The 14,778-nt window shown below is 72.9% G+C and carries 13 protein-coding genes; 12 read left to right on the top strand and 1 reads right to left on the bottom strand.

The window, feature by feature from the left end:
• On the bottom strand, positions 1-289 hold a 289-nt coding region (locus RBH18_RS27490; protein WP_306212820.1), incomplete at its 3' end, for a hypothetical protein.
• A 1,920-nt stretch (positions 290-2,209) separates the two neighbouring features.
• Between RBH18_RS27490 and RBH18_RS27485 the strand changes: the two genes are divergently transcribed.
• From RBH18_RS27485 to aroQ, 12 genes are all read left to right on the top strand, one after another.
• Positions 2,210-3,937, top strand: coding sequence for a hypothetical protein (locus RBH18_RS27485; RefSeq protein ID WP_306212819.1), 1,728 nt, complete (start codon positions 2,210-2,212; stop codon positions 3,935-3,937).
• A 71-nt stretch (positions 3,938-4,008) separates the two neighbouring features.
• On the top strand, positions 4,009-4,464 hold the full coding sequence (locus RBH18_RS27480) for a DUF948 domain-containing protein (RefSeq protein WP_305786688.1): 456 nt from the start codon (positions 4,009-4,011) through the stop codon (positions 4,462-4,464).
• Between the two features lie 26 nt (positions 4,465-4,490).
• Positions 4,491-4,793, top strand: a complete 303-nt coding sequence (locus RBH18_RS27475; protein ID WP_305786687.1) for a hypothetical protein — start codon at positions 4,491-4,493, stop codon at positions 4,791-4,793.
• The gene (alaS, locus tag RBH18_RS27470; protein WP_306212815.1) at positions 4,793-7,477 is read left to right on the top strand and encodes an alanine--tRNA ligase; all 2,685 of its coding nucleotides are present in this window, start codon (positions 4,793-4,795) and stop codon (positions 7,475-7,477) included. Before RBH18_RS27475 ends, alaS begins: the two co-directional genes overlap by 1 nt.
• 19 nt (positions 7,478-7,496) lie before the next feature.
• Positions 7,497-7,958, top strand: coding sequence for a Holliday junction resolvase RuvX (gene ruvX / locus RBH18_RS27465; RefSeq protein ID WP_306212813.1), 462 nt, complete (start codon positions 7,497-7,499; stop codon positions 7,956-7,958).
• Complete coding sequence (gene mltG, locus RBH18_RS27460; RefSeq protein ID WP_306212811.1) at positions 7,955-9,136, top strand: endolytic transglycosylase MltG; 1,182 nt, start codon at positions 7,955-7,957, stop codon at positions 9,134-9,136. The genes ruvX and mltG (RBH18_RS27460) overlap by 4 nt, the downstream gene beginning before the upstream one ends.
• 83 nt (positions 9,137-9,219) lie before the next feature.
• Positions 9,220-10,389 carry an endolytic transglycosylase MltG gene (gene mltG / locus RBH18_RS27455; protein ID WP_306212809.1) on the top strand — a complete coding sequence of 390 codons (1,170 nt, stop codon included), beginning with the start codon at positions 9,220-9,222 and terminating at the stop codon, positions 10,387-10,389.
• A gap of 16 nt (positions 10,390-10,405) precedes the next feature.
• Positions 10,406-11,236: a shikimate dehydrogenase gene (locus RBH18_RS27450; protein ID WP_306212808.1), complete on the top strand. Its 831-nt coding sequence runs from the start codon at positions 10,406-10,408 to the stop codon at positions 11,234-11,236.
• A gap of 192 nt (positions 11,237-11,428) precedes the next feature.
• The gene (aroC, locus tag RBH18_RS27445; RefSeq protein WP_306212806.1) at positions 11,429-12,607 is read left to right on the top strand and encodes a chorismate synthase; all 1,179 of its coding nucleotides are present in this window, start codon (positions 11,429-11,431) and stop codon (positions 12,605-12,607) included.
• Positions 12,607-13,116 (top strand): shikimate kinase, encoded by a 510-nt coding sequence (locus tag RBH18_RS27440; RefSeq protein WP_306212804.1) that lies wholly within the window; start codon positions 12,607-12,609, stop codon positions 13,114-13,116. The genes aroC and RBH18_RS27440 overlap by 1 nt, the downstream gene beginning before the upstream one ends.
• Positions 13,055-14,230 (top strand): 3-dehydroquinate synthase, encoded by a 1,176-nt coding sequence (gene aroB, locus RBH18_RS27435; protein ID WP_372338991.1) that lies wholly within the window; start codon positions 13,055-13,057, stop codon positions 14,228-14,230. The genes RBH18_RS27440 and aroB overlap by 62 nt, the downstream gene beginning before the upstream one ends.
• On the top strand, positions 14,227-14,655 hold the full coding sequence (aroQ, locus tag RBH18_RS27430; protein WP_306212802.1) for a type II 3-dehydroquinate dehydratase: 429 nt from the start codon (positions 14,227-14,229) through the stop codon (positions 14,653-14,655). The genes aroB and aroQ overlap by 4 nt, the downstream gene beginning before the upstream one ends.
• Positions 14,656-14,778 lie beyond the last annotated feature (123 nt).

Here is a 14,778-nt window from a genome sequence, read left to right as displayed (position 1 = left end):
ACGACAGCGGCGCAGCCGCCGGAGAGGACCAGCCGTGAGCAGGCGCGGTGCCGACAGGCCCGACGACCACGACGAGCAGCGCTCGGACCAGACCGGCCGCGGCCGACGTCTGTTCGGCCGCGCGCGCCCGGAGCCGGTGGAGCCCCAGGAGCTCCCCCGCGAGGAGACCGGCTGGCTGGATGACCTCCGCACCGCCAAACAGCAGGCCGGCGCCATCGGCCCGGGCGCCGCCCCCGGCGAGGCCCGCATCAGCAAGAGCGGCCGCACCGCCCCCGGCCCCGACGACCACCCCGGCGACGACGACCCGTTCCCGCCGCTCCCCACCTCCGCGCCGCCCGCACCCCGCCCCGCCGCCACCCCGCCGCAGGCCCAGGCCACGCCCCCTCGCCCCACCGGCCCGCAGCAGGGTCAGGCCGCGCCGCCGCGTCCCACCGGCCCGCAGCAGGCCGCGTCCTCCCGTCCCGCGGGCCCGCAGCAGGGTCAGGCCGCGCCGGCTCGCTCTGCGGGTCCGTCGCAGGGTCAGGCCGGGCCGGCTCGCTCTGCGGGTCCGTCGCAGGGTCAGGCCGCGCCGGCTCGTCCTACCGGTGCTCAGCCGGGTCAGGCCGTCCCGCCGCGCGCGGCTTCCGGCTCGGCGCCGCGTCCGGCTTCCGGCCCCGGGGCGCCCGGTGCCGCCCGTCCGGCCCAGGGTCAAGCGATGCCGCCCGCGCCCGGCCGGGCCGTTCCCCCCGGACGTTCCGCGCCCGGTCAAACTTCGCCCGGCTCCGCGCCCGGCCAGGTTCCGCCCGGCTCCGCGCCCGGCCAGGTTCCGCCTCGCGCGGCGCCCGGCCGGCGCGACGTGTCGGGTCCGATCCCACGTCCCACGTCGGGGCCCGGTCAGCGGGACGTGTCGGGTCCGATTCCTCGCCCGACGTCCGGTGCGGGGCAGCGCGACGCCTCGGGTCCGTTGCCGCGAGCCGGTGGGCCGGCCGGCCGTGCGGTCCCGCCGGCGCCCTCCGGTCCCGGACAGGGCCGCCGCCAGGTCTCTCCCGGAACCTATGGTGCGCGCCCCTACGCCGGGCGTGCCGACCCGGAGACCTCGGGCTCGTTCCCGGCGTTCGGGGGGCCCTCGGGTGCCTACCCGGCGCTGGACCACCCGTCCGGGGCGTACCCGGCGGCGGGCCACCGGTCGGGCGCCTACCCGGCTGTCGGCCCCGGCGCGGGCGTTCCCGCCTCCGGCAACGCCCCCGAAGTCCCCGGCGTCCGCCACGGCGGCGTCCCGGGCCGTCCCGGCGACCCGGCCGGCCGTGGTGAGCGCCCCGAGGGGCAGCCGCGCGGCGAGCGCACGGGCGGTCGCCACGGTGCCCCCGATCAGGGGCCGATGCCCGGGCGCCCGGTGTCGCCGTCCAGCCGTCCCGTCTCGCCCACGGGTCGCGCAGCCCGGCACCAGGGACCCGACGACGCCGAGCACACCGGAGGCTTCCGCCGCGGTGACGCCGAGACCACGGGTGGTTTCCGGCGCGGCGAGGGTGAGCACACGGGCGGTTTTCGGCGTGGCGAGGCCGAGACCACGGGTGGCTTCCGGCGTGGTGACGCTGAGACCACGGGTGGTTTCCGGCGCGGTGAGGGCGAGCGCGCGGGTGGCTTCCAGCGTGGTGACGGTGAGCACACCGGCGGTTTCCCGCGCGGTGGTGGCGCGCACACCGGCGGCTTCCCGCAGGTGGACGGGGAGCGGACCGGCGGCTTCGCGGCGCGCGGGCGGCGGGCGGCGGCCGAGGACGATGGCGGGCAGTTCGGTGGTTCGGCGCGGCCGGTGAGTGGGTCCGCGCGGCCGGTGTCGGCGATCCCCGGGGCGGACGGCCCGTCCTTCGGCTCGCGGAACGCCGGCAGCACCGGGCGGGCGCGTCCCGAGGGCCAGCCCGACGCCGGTGGCCGCGACGGCGGGGGACGGCACGGACGCCCCGAGCCCGGCAGCGGTTCCGGCGATCAGTCCCACGGTCCCGCGCCCCGGTCCGGTCCGCCGGCTCCGGCCGGTCCCGCGCCCCGGTCCGGTGGGCCCACGCCGGCCGGTCCCGCGCCTCGATCCGGTCCACCCACGCCGGCCGGACCTGCGCCTCGGTCCGGTCCGCCGGCGCCGGCCGGTCCCGCGCGCGCTTCCGCAGCCGTGGTGCCTCCGGTCGTGCCTGGCCGCGAGGGTGTGCGGACGCCGGCGCTGCCCGGGCGTGCCGGGGCCATGGCCGGTACCTCGTCCGGGGTGCTCGGCTCCACCGGCCAGCTGCCCAAGATCGGTGACGGCCCCCAGGCCGGCGGCCGCGCGTCGGTTCCCGGAACAGCCCGGGGCAGCGGCCGCGTGCCCCGCCCCGGCCAGCCCGCCGACCCCCGCCAGGGCCAGCAGCCCGATCCCCGCCAGGGCCAGCAGCCCGACCCTCGCCAGGGTCAGCAGCCCGGCCCCCGGCAGGGTCAGCAGCCCGGCCTTCGTCCCGGCCAGCCGGACCCTCGTCAGGGCGGGCAGGACGGCTCTCGCCCGGGTGACCCGCAGGTCGCCCCGCACGAGTCCGGCCAGCACCACACCGGTGGCATCAACCGGACGGGTGGCATCTCCGGTCGGGCCGCCGGGATGCAAGCCGGCCGAGCAGCAGCCGCGATGCAGGCCGCCGGCGGCGCGGGTGACGGCAGGACCGGCCCGGCACCGCAAGCCGCCACCCCGGGGGTCGCCAAAGCGGCAGCACCGGCGGCCGGAAAAGCGACTCCGCCGGCGGGAAACGCAACCCCGGCAGGCAGCGCAATTCCGGCGGGCCAGGCAACCCCGGCAGGCAAGGCAACCCCGGCGGGCAAGGCGACGCCGGCAGGCAAGGCGACGCCGGCAGCAGGAATGGCGACGCCCCCGGCCCCGGCGGGCACGGCAGCGGCGGCAGGAGTGGCGGCAGCGGCGGCAGGAACAGCAGCCGTGGCCAAGGCGGCAGCCCCCGTCGCCAAGGGCGGCGCAGCAGTGGTCCCCAGCCGCGGAGCCGCGGCAATCCCCGGTCGCGGAGCCGCGGAAGTCCCCGGTCGTGGAGCAGCGGAAGTCCCCGGTCGTGGGGCTCCTGAGGTCCCCGGTCGCGGAGCAGCGGAAGTCCCCGGTCGTGGGGCTGCCGAGGTCCCCGCCCGCGGCGCGGCCGAGATCCCCGGCCGGGAGCTCGACGACCGCGGCGAGGACAGCGGCCGGATCAGCGGCGCAGCCCAGGCCGCCGCGCGCGTCGGCATTCCCCCGGCCGAGCCCGATGAGACCCCCGGGCAGGAGGGCGGGCTCAAGGGCGCCCGCTCCGAGCTGCGCCGGAAGATGCGGGCCAAGCGCCGCCTGCGCGTGCTCACGCTCGTCTCGATCAGCGTCGTCGTGCTCGGGCTGCTGCCGTTGATCTTCGGCGTGCGGTCGCTCACCCGGGATCCTGTCTTCAACTCGCTGGACTCGCTCAGCGTGCCGGGGTGGGCCGACGAGGACGTGGAGGACCGTAGCAGCGGCAGCCGGTGGTGCTTCCTGGACTGCAGGTTCCGGGAGCGCGTGGTGCAGTCGCAGAAGCCCTTCGACCAGACCGACCAGGTGTACGCCGCCGCGCTCAAGCAGGCCGGCTGGGCCCCGCGCAGCGGCGAGTGCACCGATCAGCCCACGACCGACGGGAAGTACACCTGCTGGACCCGGGACGAGTTCACTCTGGACCTGTGGGTTCGCGAGCCGGAGTGTGCCGTGGACGCGCGGGCGGCGCAGGATCCGTCCGTACTCCCCTCGGTGGGACCCGATGGGGTGGTGCCGACGGCGGATCCGAAGACGTGTGTCGGGTCGACCGTCAGTATCAAGGTGCAGAACGCCGTCACGGACTCGCGGGGCAAGCCGGAGCCGGCCGTGGATCCTTCGCTGGTCGGGGAGACGCCGGACCCGGTGCCGGCCGACGATCCGCTGCTGGATCCGACACCGACGCCGTCGTGACGCGGAGCGCGGTCACGGACGGTAGGGTCTGCACGTTGTCGTGATGACCCGGTCGTAAGGAGACGCGTGTAATGAGTGGCGGAGAAATCGCTGGCCTGATCGCGGCGGGCGCGTTCCTGATCCTGGTGGGGGCGCTGATCGTGCCGATCGTCAAGCTCGGGCGCACGGTCGATGCCGCGACGAACGCGATCAACGACCTCAACGACCGGACCGGCCCGCTGCTCGGCGGCGTGACCGAGACGGTGCACAACGTGAACGCCACGCTGGGCCAGGTGCAGGTCTCTTTGGACGGTGTGAACATCCAGCTGGCGAAGATCGACACGATGACCGAGCACGCGCAGAACGTGACGGCCAACGTGGCGAACCTGGCCACCGTGGTGTCCGCCGCCGCCGCGAACCCGCTGGTCAAGGTGGCTTCATTCGGCTACGGCCTGCGTAAGGCCGCCGCTGCCCGCCGGCACGCCGAGGACGAGCGTGAGGTCCGCGCCACGCTGAAGAAGAACCGCCGCGCGGCCCGCACCCGCTGACACCGACGCAGGAAGAAGAACACACCATGAAGCGGTTGCTCTGGCTGGGCGTCGGCCTGGCCGTCGGCGCCATCGTCGTGCGCAAGCTCACGCAGAAGGCGAACGAGTTCACCCCGACCGGCATCGCCACCTCGCTGTCGGAATCCGCTGGCGGGCTCGTCGAGTCACTGCGTAGCTTCGTGGACGACGTCCGCGAGGGGATGGCCGAGCGGGAGCAGGAGATCCACGAGGCCTTCGCCGCGGGCGAGCTGTACGAGGACAAGTTCGCCGAGCTGCGGGAGGACCCGCAGCCCGGGTCACAGGGGCGGCACGCCCAGGAGGGTCACTGATGAAGACGGCGGAGATCAAGCGGCGCTATCTGGCGCATTTCGAGGCCAACGGGCACACGGTCGTGCCGAGTGCCCCGCTGCCCGCTATCGACGACCCCAACCTGCTGTTCATCAACGCGGGCATGGTGCAGTTCGTCCCGTTCTTCCTGGGGCAGCGCACGCCGCCCTACCAGCGCGCGGTGAGCGTGCAGAAGTGCATCCGGACGCCGGACATCGACGAGGTCGGCAAGACCAGCCGGCACGGCACGTTCTTCCAGATGAACGGCAACTTCTCGTTCGGCGACTACTTCAAGGCCGAGGCGATCCGGCTGGCGTGGACGCTGTCGACGAACCCGGTCGAGGAGGGCGGCTTCGGGCTGGACCCGGAGCGGATCTGGCCGACCGTCTACTTCGACGACGACGAGGCGTTCGAGCTGTGGCGCGCGATCGGCGTGCCCGCGGAGCGGATCGTGCGCCGGGGTAAGGCGGACAACTACTGGTCGATGGGCATCCCCGGCCCCGCCGGGCCGTGCTCGGAGCTGTTCTACGACCGTGGCCCGGAGTACGGCAAGGACGGCGGCCCGGAGGTCGACGAGGACCGGTACATGGAGTACTGGAACCTCGTCTTCATGCAGAACGAGATCACCGACGTGAAGAGCAAGACCGACTTCACCGTCGTGGGTCCGCTGCCGAAGCAGAACATCGACACCGGCATGGGCCTGGAGCGCATCGCGTCGATCCTGCAGGGCGTCGACAACCTGTACGAGATCGACGAGGTCAAGCCGATCCTGACCCGCGCGGCGGAGCTGGCGGGCAAGACCTACGGCGCGCACTCGGGGCACGTGGCGGGCGAGTCGCACCCCGACGACGTACGCCTGCGGGTCGTCGCCGATCACGTGCGCACCGCGCTGATGCTCATCGGCGACGGCGTGACGCCGAGCAACGACGGCCGCGGCTACGTGCTGCGCCGGATCATGCGCCGGGCGATCCGGGCGATGCGGCTGCTCGGCTGGGAGGGTGCCACCTTCCCCGAGCTGCTGCCGGTCGCGCGTGACTGCATGGCGCCGTCCTACCCGGAGCTGGCGGAGGAGTTCGGCCGGATCTCGACCTACGCGTACGCGGAGGAGGAGACCTTCCTCACGACGCTGCGCCAGGGCACCACGATCCTGGACACCGCGCTCGCGGACACCAAGAAGGCCGGCGCGGCGAAACTGAGCGGCGACAAGGCGTTCCAGCTGCACGACACGTACGGCTTCCCGATCGACCTGACCCTGGAGATCGCGCAGGAGCAGGGGCTCGACGTCGACCAGGAGGGCTTCCGCCGGCTGATGGCCGACCAGCGGGCCCGGGCGAAGGCGGACGCGAAGGCGCGCAAGACGGGTCACGCGGACCTGAGCGCGTACCGGGGCGTGCTGGACCAGGGCGGCCCGGTGGAGTTCACCGGCTACCAGGAGGTCTCGCGCGAGTCCCGGGTGCGGGCGCTGCTGGGCAGCGGCGGCACGAGCGTCGCGGCGGCGAGCGAGGGCGACTACGTCGAGCTGGTGCTCGACACCACGCCGTTCTACGCCGAGGGCGGCGGCCAGCAGGCGGACACCGGCCTGATCAACGTGGGCGGCGGGCAGGTCGAGGTCGTCGACGTGCAGCAGCCGATCCCCGGCCTGATCGTGCACAAGGCGCGGGTCGTGCGCGGCGAGGTGCGCGCGGGCGAGGCGGGCTTCGCGGAGATCGACGTCACCCGGCGCAAGGCGATCTCGCGGTCGCACACCGCGACGCACCTGGTGCACCAGACGATGCGGGCGTTCCTCGGCGAGTCGGCGACCCAGGCGGGCTCGCTCAACGCGCCGGGCCGGCTGCGCTTCGACTTCAACACGCCCGGCGCGGTGCCGCCGAGCGTGCTGCAGGACGTCGAGCAGCAGGTCAACGAGGTGCTGCTGCGGGACCTCGAGGTGCACGCGTTCATCACCTCCCAGGAGGAAGCGCGCCGGCTCGGTGCGATGGCGCTGTTCGGGGAGAAGTACGGCGACGAGGTCCGTGTGGTTGAGGTCGGTGACTACGCGCGTGAACTCTGTGGCGGCACGCACGTCGCCCGCTCCGGCCAGCTGGGCCTCGTGAAGATCCTCAACGAGCAGTCCGTCGGCTCCGGCGTGCGCCGCGTCGAGGCGCTCGTGGGCATCGACGCGTTCGGCTTCCTGGCGAAGGAGCACCTGCTGGTCAGCCGCCTGTCGGAGCTGTTCCGGGTGCCCGGCGACCAGGTCGCGGACCGGGTCGAGCAGACCGTCACGGCGCTGCGCGACGCCGAGAAGGAGCTCGAGAAGATGCGCGCGCAGCTGGTGCTGGGCGGGGCGTCGGCGCTCGCGGCGCAGGCCAAGGATCTGCGCGGCGTGGCGTTCGTCGGGACCGAGGCGCCCGAGGGCGCGGCCACCAACGATGTGCGTACCCTTGCCCAGGAGATCCGGGGCAAGATCGACTCGGCTCGTCCGGCGGTGGTCGCGGTGGCGGCCCGCGCGAACGGCAAGGCGTCACTGATCGTGGCGGTCAACGCGGCGGCGAAGGGCCGCGGCCTGGCGGCGAACGACCTGGTCAAGGGCGCGCTGTCCGGCCGGGGTGGCGGCAACGCCGACCTCGCGCAGGGCGGCGGCGTGCCCGCTGACCAGGTGCCGGTGCTGCTGGCGGCGGTGGAGAAGGCGGTCGGCGAGGCCGCCTGAGAGGAGGAGGGGTGGCCCGATGAGCGCGCTGTCGCGGGGTAGGCGACTGGGCGTCGATGTCGGTAAGGTGCGCGTCGGGGTCGCAATGAGTGACCCTGACGGGATCCTGGCCACCCCCCTGGTCACGGTGCCCCGTGACATGGGGGCGGCGCCCGACGCCGTCCCCGGCGACATAGCCGAGCTCGTTCGCCTCGTGGGGGAGCACGAGGCGGTGCAGATCGTCGTGGGTCTCCCGGTGCGCCTCAACGGGCGCGAGGGGGATGCCGCGATCGACATTCGTGCGTACGCTGAGCGGCTGGAACGGGCGGTCGGACCCGTTCCGGTGGTGCTCACGGACGAGCGGATGTCGACCGTGGTCGCGTCCCGCAGGCTCGCCGAACGTGGCGTGCGCGGGAAACGGCAACGGGCGGTGGTCGACCAGGCGGCCGCTGTCGAGATCCTGCAGAGCTGGCTGGACGCACAGCGGAGGCGGACAGGATGATCGACGAGCTGGACCAGGCGTTCGACGACCAGAGCGTCGACAAGACCAAATCGCGGCACCGCAGAAAACGCAGCGGCGCCGGCAAGACCGCGATCGCGTTCGTGATGGTCTTCGCGCTGCTGGGCGTGCTGGGTGTCGGTGGCTATCTGGGCTACGAGAAGGTGCGCGGCTTTTTCACCGCGGCCGACTACGACGGCGCGGGCACCGGCGACGTCACGGTCGCCATCAAGGAGGGGTCGATCACCGAGATCGGCAACACCTTGGTCGAGGTCGACGTGGTGAAGTCCACAGCCGCCTTCATCGACGCCGCCGAGGCGAACCCGAAGGGCAGCTCGATCCAGCCCGGCACCTACAAGCTGAAGAAACAGATGTCGGCGGAGAACGCCGTGGCGATGCTGCTCAACGGCAAGTCGCGGGTGGTCAACGGCGTCACGATCAAGGAGGGCTGGTACGCGAACCAGGTCTTCGCGGAGCTCTCCAAGAAGACGGGCGTGCCCGTCGCCGACTTCAAGAAGGCGGCGAAGGACCCCGAGGCGCTGGGCGTGCCGGACTTCTGGTTCAACCGCACGGACGGGCAGAAGGTCACCAAGTCGATCGAGGGCTTCCTCTTCCCCGAGACCTACGAGTTTCCGCCGGACGGCACCGCCGAGGAGTACCTCGGCATCATGGTGCAGCACTTCCTGCAGGTGACCGACGACATCGGCTTCGTGCAGAAGGCGGAGCAGGACCGCAAGATCAGCCCCTACGAGGTGCTGACCGTCGCGTCGCTGGCGCAGGCCGAGGCGGGCAACAAGGACGATCTGGGCAAGGTGGCCCGCGCCGCCTACAACCGCCTTTACGTCGGGTCGCCCGAGCTGGCCTGCAAGTGCCTCGAGTACGACGTCGGCATCAACTACTACTACCAGCTCACCGGCAAGAAGACGAAGCCGTCGAAGGACATGACGACCGCCGAGCTGCGCAGCGAGAAGAACCCCTACCGCCTGCACGGCAAGGAGGGGCTCACGCCGACCCCGATCAACAACCCGGGCAAGGCGGCGCTCGAGGGCGCGCTGGAGCCGCCGAAGGGTGACTGGATCTACTTCGTGGCGATCGACAAGCAGGGCCACTCGGCCTTCGCCGCGACGCTCGCCGAGCACAACAGGAACATCGAGAAAGCCAAGGCCGCCGGCATCCTCTGACACGTAGAGGTGCAGGAGAGCCGCTTCCGGCCGTACGCTGGTCGGCCGGAAGCGGCGACAGCCGACCTGCGGAGGCACACGAGATGATCGACGAGCTGGACCTGGCGTTCGACGACGATCAGGCCGACAAGACCAAGGCCCGGCACCGGCGCCGGGGCGGCGGCCGGACGGCGATCGCGTTCCTGCTGGCCTTCGTGCTGCTCGGCGTCCTCGGCGTCGGGGGCTATCTGGGCTACGAGAAGGTGCGCGGCTTCTTCACCGCCGCGGACTACGACGGCTCGGGCGCCGACCCGGTCCAGGTCACGGTCAAGGAGGGGTCGCTCACCGAGATCGGCAACACCCTCGTGGAGTCCGACGTGGTGAAGAGCACGGCCGCCTTCATCGACGCGGCGGAGGCGAACCCGCGGGGCAAGAACATCCAGCCGGGCACGTACAACCTGAAGAAGCAGATGTCGGCCGAGAGCGCCGTCGCCCTGCTGCTCGACCCGAAGGCCCGCGTGGTCAACGGCGTCACGATCAAAGAGGGCTGGACGACGCTGCAGGTCTACGACGCCCTGTCGAAGAAGACCGGCATCGGTGTCAAGGACTTCCAGGCCGCGGCGAAGGACCCGAAGGCGCTCGGCGTGCCCGACGCCTGGTTCACCCGGCGCGACGGCAAGAAGATCTCCGGCACGGCCGAGGGCTTCCTCTTCCCGGACACGTACGAGTTCCCGCCGAAGGCCACCGCCGCGGAGATCCTGTCGACGATGGTCGGCAAGTTCGTGGACACCACGAGCGACCTCAACTTCGTCGACACGGCGGAGCAGAAGATGTCGATCTCGCCCTACGAGGCGCTGATCATCGCGTCGCTGGCGCAGGCCGAGGCGGGCGTGCCGCAGGACATGGCGAAGATCGCCCGGGTCGCGATCAACCGGGCGTACGTGAAGAAGATGCCGTTGCAGTTCGACGTGACCACCAACTACTGGCTCACGCTGAACAACAAGGGCGCCAAGCACTCCGGCAAGATGACCACGGCGGAGCTCGAGGACCCGAAGAACCCGTACACCACGGAGCTCAAGGTCGGCCTGCCGCTCGGCCCGATCAACAACCCGGGCAAGCAGGCGCTGCAGGCGGCGGTGAACCCGACCCCCGGCGACTGGCTGTTCTTCGTGCTGGTCGACCCGAAGACGAAGGTGTCGGCGTTCGCGGTCACCAACGCCCAGCACGACGCGAACATCCAGAAGGCCTGCGCCAACGGCGTCCCGCTCTGCTGACCACTACGCTGTCGTCGTGACCGTCAAGCATCGGGCCGCCGTGTGCGGCAAGCCGATCGGGCATTCGCTGTCGCCCGTCATCCACGCCGCCGGGTTCGCGGCGGCCGGCCTGCTCGACTGGTCCTACACGGCGTTCGAGTGCGCCGAGTCGGAGCTGCCCGCGCTGGTCGCGGGGCTGGGCCCGGAATGGGCCGGCCTGTCGCTCACGATGCCGCTCAAGGAGGCCGGCCTGGCGCTGGCCGGGGAGGCGTCGGCAGTCGCGGTCGCGACGGGTGCGGCCAACACTCTCGTACGCCGTGACGACGGCACCTGGTTCGCCGACAACACCGACGTCCCGGGCATGGTCCGGGTCTTGCGCGACGCCGGCCTGCCCGAGCGCCCGACCGTCACCGTGCTGGGCGGGGGCGGCACCGCGCGCGCCGCCGTGGCAGCCGCCGCGCACCTCGGCGCCGCACAGGTCACTCTCGTCACCCGCCGCCCCGAGGCACGCGACGAGCTGGCGCCCGTGGCGGAGGCGTTCGGGGTGGCCCTGTCCGGCGCGAGGTGGCAGGACGCGGCGGAGCATTGCACGGCCGATGCGGTGATCTCCACGGTGCCGAAGGGCGCGGCGGACGCCCTGGCGACGCGGATCGCGTGGAAGCCGAGCACGGTGCTGTTCGACGCGATCTACGACCCGTGGCCGACGCCGCTCGCCGCCGGGGCCGCCGAGGCCGGCGTACCCGTGGTGTCCGGTCTTGATCTGCTCCTGGCCCAGGCCCTCGGGCAGTTCGAACAGTTCACCGGGGTGGTCCCCGCCCCGGAGCGGGCGATGCGCGAGGCCCTGGCGGCGGCGGCGAGCGTCCGCTGATCGGCGCGAAAGCGTGCGAAAAGCGGCGGCGGGCGTCCGCTGATCGGGGCGAGGGCGGCGCGAGGAGCGGGGCGAGCGTCCGCTCAGCCGGGCGGAGGCGGCGCGCCTGGGACAGGCACGGCGGGCGTCCGCTGATCGGGACGGCACCGGCCGGAGAACGCTGCGCACCGGCGCCGTGACACACTTTGCATCGTGTTGCGCTGGCTTACTGCAGGTGAATCTCACGGACCGGCGCTCGTCGCCCTGCTGGAGGGCGTGCCCGCCGGCGTGCGGGTGACGAGCGAGGACATCGGTCGCGATCTCGCGCGCCGCCGGCTGGGCTACGGCCGCGGGGCCCGGATGAAGTTCGAGCAGGACGAGATCGAGATCATCGGCGGCATCCGGCACGGCGTCACGCTGGGCAGCCCCGTCGCGATCCGCGTCGGCAACTCGGAGTGGCCCAAGTGGCGCACGGTGATGGCCGCCGACCCGGTGGACGAGGTGGAGCTGGCCGCGCAGGCCCGCAACGCCCCGCTCACCCGGCCGCGGCCCGGCCACGCCGACCTGGCGGGCATGCAGAAGTACGGGCACACCGACGCCCGCCCGATCCTCGAGCGCGCCAGCGCCCGCGAGACCGCCGCGCGCGTCGCCGTCGGGGCGGTCGCCAAGGCGCTGATCAAGCAGGCGCTCGGCATCGACGTGGTGTCGCACGTCATCGAGCTGGGCTCCGTGGCGGCGAAGGCGGGGCTGATCCCCACGCCCGACGACGCCGAGCGCATCGACGCCGACCCGCTGCGCTGCCTCGACCCCGAGGCCAGCGCGCGCATGGTGGCGGAGGTCGACGCCGCGAAGAAGGACGCCGACACGCTCGGCGGCATCATCGAGGTGCTCGCGTGGCACGTACCCCCGGGCCTGGGGTCGCACGTGCAGTGGGACCGCAAGCTGGACGCCCGCCTGGCCACCGCGCTCATGTCCATCCAGTCGGTCAAGGGCGTCGAGATCGGGGACGGCTTCACGCAGGCCCGGTCGCGCGGCTCGGTCGCTCACGACGAGATCGTGCCGACCCCCGAGGGCGTCAAGCGCATCACGGACCGTGCGGGCGGCCTCGAGGGCGGCATCACGAACGGTCAGAACCTGCGCGTACGCGCCGCACTCAAGCCCATCTCCTCGCTCAACCGCGCGCTGCAGACCGTGGACGTCGTGACGGGCGAGGCGACGACCGCGATCAACCAGCGCTCCGACATCACGGCCGTGGCCGCCGGCGGCGTGGTCGCCGAGGCGATGGTCGCGCTGGTGCTGGCCGAGGCCGCCACGGAGAAGTTCGGCGGCGACTCGGTCGCGGAGATCCAGCGCAACCTCGCCGGCTACCTCGACAGTCTGCTGATCCGCTGATGGCGCCCGTCGCGGTGGTGGTGGGCCCGCCCGGTGCCGGCAAGACCACGGTCGGGCAGGCGGTGGCGCAGCGGCTGGGCGTCGCCTTCGCCGACACCGATCATCTGATCGAGGCGTCGGCCGGCAAGCCCATCCCGGAGATCTTCATCGACGAGGGCGAGGTCGCCTTCCGCGCGCTGGAGAAGACCACGGTCGCGGACGCGCTGGAGACCTTCGGCGGCGTGCTCGCGCTGGGCGGCGGCGCCATCCTCGACCCGGGTACGCGAGACCTGCTGCGCCCGCACACGGTGATCTTCCTCTCCGTCGAGCTGCCGGACGCCGTCAAGCGGGTCGGGCTGGGCTCCGGCCGGCCGCTGCTGTCGGTCAACCCCCGGGCGACGCTCAAGTTCCTCATGGACGAGCGCCGCCCCCTGTACGAGTCGGTCGCCACGCACACCGTCAAGACCGATGCGCGGGAGCCGGAGGAGCTGGCGGCCGAGATCGCCGACCTCGTCCGGGTCGCCGGCTGACGCGCTGCTCCGGCCCCAATTACCCACGACTAGGATCGGCGCCGTGGTTACCCGCATTCCCGTGGCCGGTGAGCGGCCCTATGACGTCCTGGTGGGCCGGGATCTGCTCGGTGCGCTGCCCGCGCTGGTCGAGGGGGCGGTGCGGGTCGCCGTGCTGCATGCCGCCCCGCTGAAGGAGCGGGCCGAGGCCGTGGCCGGTGCGCTCGCCGATGCCGGGCTGCGGCCGCTGCCGATCGAGGTGCCCGACGCGGAGGCCGGCAAGACGGTCGAGGTCGCGGCGCGGTGCTGGGACGAGCTCGGGGCGGCGGGCTTCACGCGTACGGATGCGGTGGTCGGCGTCGGCGGGGGAGCGGTGACCGACCTCGCGGGCTATGTCGCCGCGAGCTGGCTGCGCGGGGTGCGCTGGGTGCCCGTGTCGTCGTCGCTGCTCGGCATGGTCGACGCGGCCGTCGGCGGCAAGACCGGCGTGAACATCGCCGCCGGCAAGAACCTGGTCGGCGCCTTCCACCCGCCCGCCGGGGTGCTGTGCGACCTCGACCTGCTGGCGACGCTGCCGCGCGCGGATCTGGTCGCCGGGCTCGCCGAGGTCGTCAAGTGCGGTTTCATCGCCGATCCGGTCATCCTCGACCTGGTGGAGGGCGACCCGGCGGCCGCCGCCGACCCGGCGGGCCCGGTGCTGCGCGAACTGGTCGAGCGGGCGATCCGGGTCAAGGCACGGGTGGTCGGCGAGGACCTGCACGAGTCGGGGCTGCGCGAGATCCTCAACTACGGGCACACCCTCGGGCACGCGATCGAGAAGCGGGAGCGCTACCGCTGGCGGCACGGTGACGCGGTGTCGGTCGGCCTGGTCTATGCCGCCGAGCTGGGTCGCTTGACCGGCCGGCTCGACGACGCGACGGCCGCACGGCACAAGTCCGTCCTGTCGCTGCTCGGCCTCCCGGTCTCCTATGCCGCCGACGCCTGGGAGGAGTTGCTGCCCGCCATGCGGATCGACAAGAAGGCCCGGGCGGACACGCTGCGGTTCGTGGTGCTGGACGGGCTGGCGCAGCCCGGCGTCCTGCCGGTTTCGGACGTGTCGCTCCTGTCGCGTGCTTTCGAGGCGGTGGCGGCGTGAGGGTCTACGTGCTCAACGGGCCCAACCTCGGCCGGCTCGGCACGCGCCAGCCCGAGGTGTACGGCTCCACCACGTACGCGGATCTGGTGCGGCTCTGCGAGACGACCGGCGCCGAGCTGGGCCTGGACGTGGAGGTGCGGCAGACCGACGCCGAGCACGAGATGCTCGCGTGGCTGCACGCCGCCGCCGACGAGCAGGCGCCCGTCGTGCTCAACCCGGCGGCGTGGTCGCATTACTCGATCGCCGTGCGCGACGCGTGCGCCATGCTGCGGGCGCCGCTGGTCGAGGTGCACATCTCGAACATCCACACCCGCGAGGAGTTCCGCCACCACTCGGTGGTCTCGGCGGTGGCGACCGGGGTCATCGCCGGGCTGGGGATCGACGGCTACGTGCTCGCGCTGCGGCACCTCGCCGGACGGCAGTGATTCGCATCACGCCCACGGCGAAATCGGGACGGCGTCGCCCCGATTGGGCGCCCGGCGTGTCACGCCGGTAAACTCGGTCGGTCACCTCCGCGTGTCACCTCACGTTTCGCTTCAATCACAGGG

It is taken from the genome of Actinoplanes oryzae, from assembly GCF_030757795.1.
Lineage (GTDB): Bacteria > Actinomycetota > Actinomycetes > Mycobacteriales > Micromonosporaceae > Actinoplanes.
This window is presented reverse-complemented; position numbering and strand designations above follow the sequence as displayed.

Bases quoted from the DNA above. Each gene is read 5' to 3' on its own strand.
- RBH18_RS27485 (WP_306212819.1), top strand. From the start codon at position 2,210: ATGGCCGGTACCTCGTCCGGGGTGCTCGGCTCCACCGGCCAGCTGCCC.
- RBH18_RS27480 (WP_305786688.1), top strand. From the start codon at position 4,009: ATGAGTGGCGGAGAAATCGCTGGCCTGATCGCGGCGGGCGCGTTCCTG.
- RBH18_RS27475 (WP_305786687.1), top strand. From the start codon at position 4,491: ATGAAGCGGTTGCTCTGGCTGGGCGTCGGCCTGGCCGTCGGCGCCATC.
- alaS (WP_306212815.1), top strand. From the start codon at position 4,793: ATGAAGACGGCGGAGATCAAGCGGCGCTATCTGGCGCATTTCGAGGCC.
- ruvX (WP_306212813.1), top strand. From the start codon at position 7,497: ATGAGCGCGCTGTCGCGGGGTAGGCGACTGGGCGTCGATGTCGGTAAG.
- mltG (WP_306212811.1), top strand. From the start codon at position 7,955: ATGATCGACGAGCTGGACCAGGCGTTCGACGACCAGAGCGTCGACAAG.
- mltG (WP_306212809.1), top strand. From the start codon at position 9,220: ATGATCGACGAGCTGGACCTGGCGTTCGACGACGATCAGGCCGACAAG.
- RBH18_RS27440 (WP_306212804.1), top strand. From the start codon at position 12,607: ATGGCGCCCGTCGCGGTGGTGGTGGGCCCGCCCGGTGCCGGCAAGACC.
- aroB (WP_372338991.1), top strand. From the start codon at position 13,055: ATGCGCGGGAGCCGGAGGAGCTGGCGGCCGAGATCGCCGACCTCGTCC.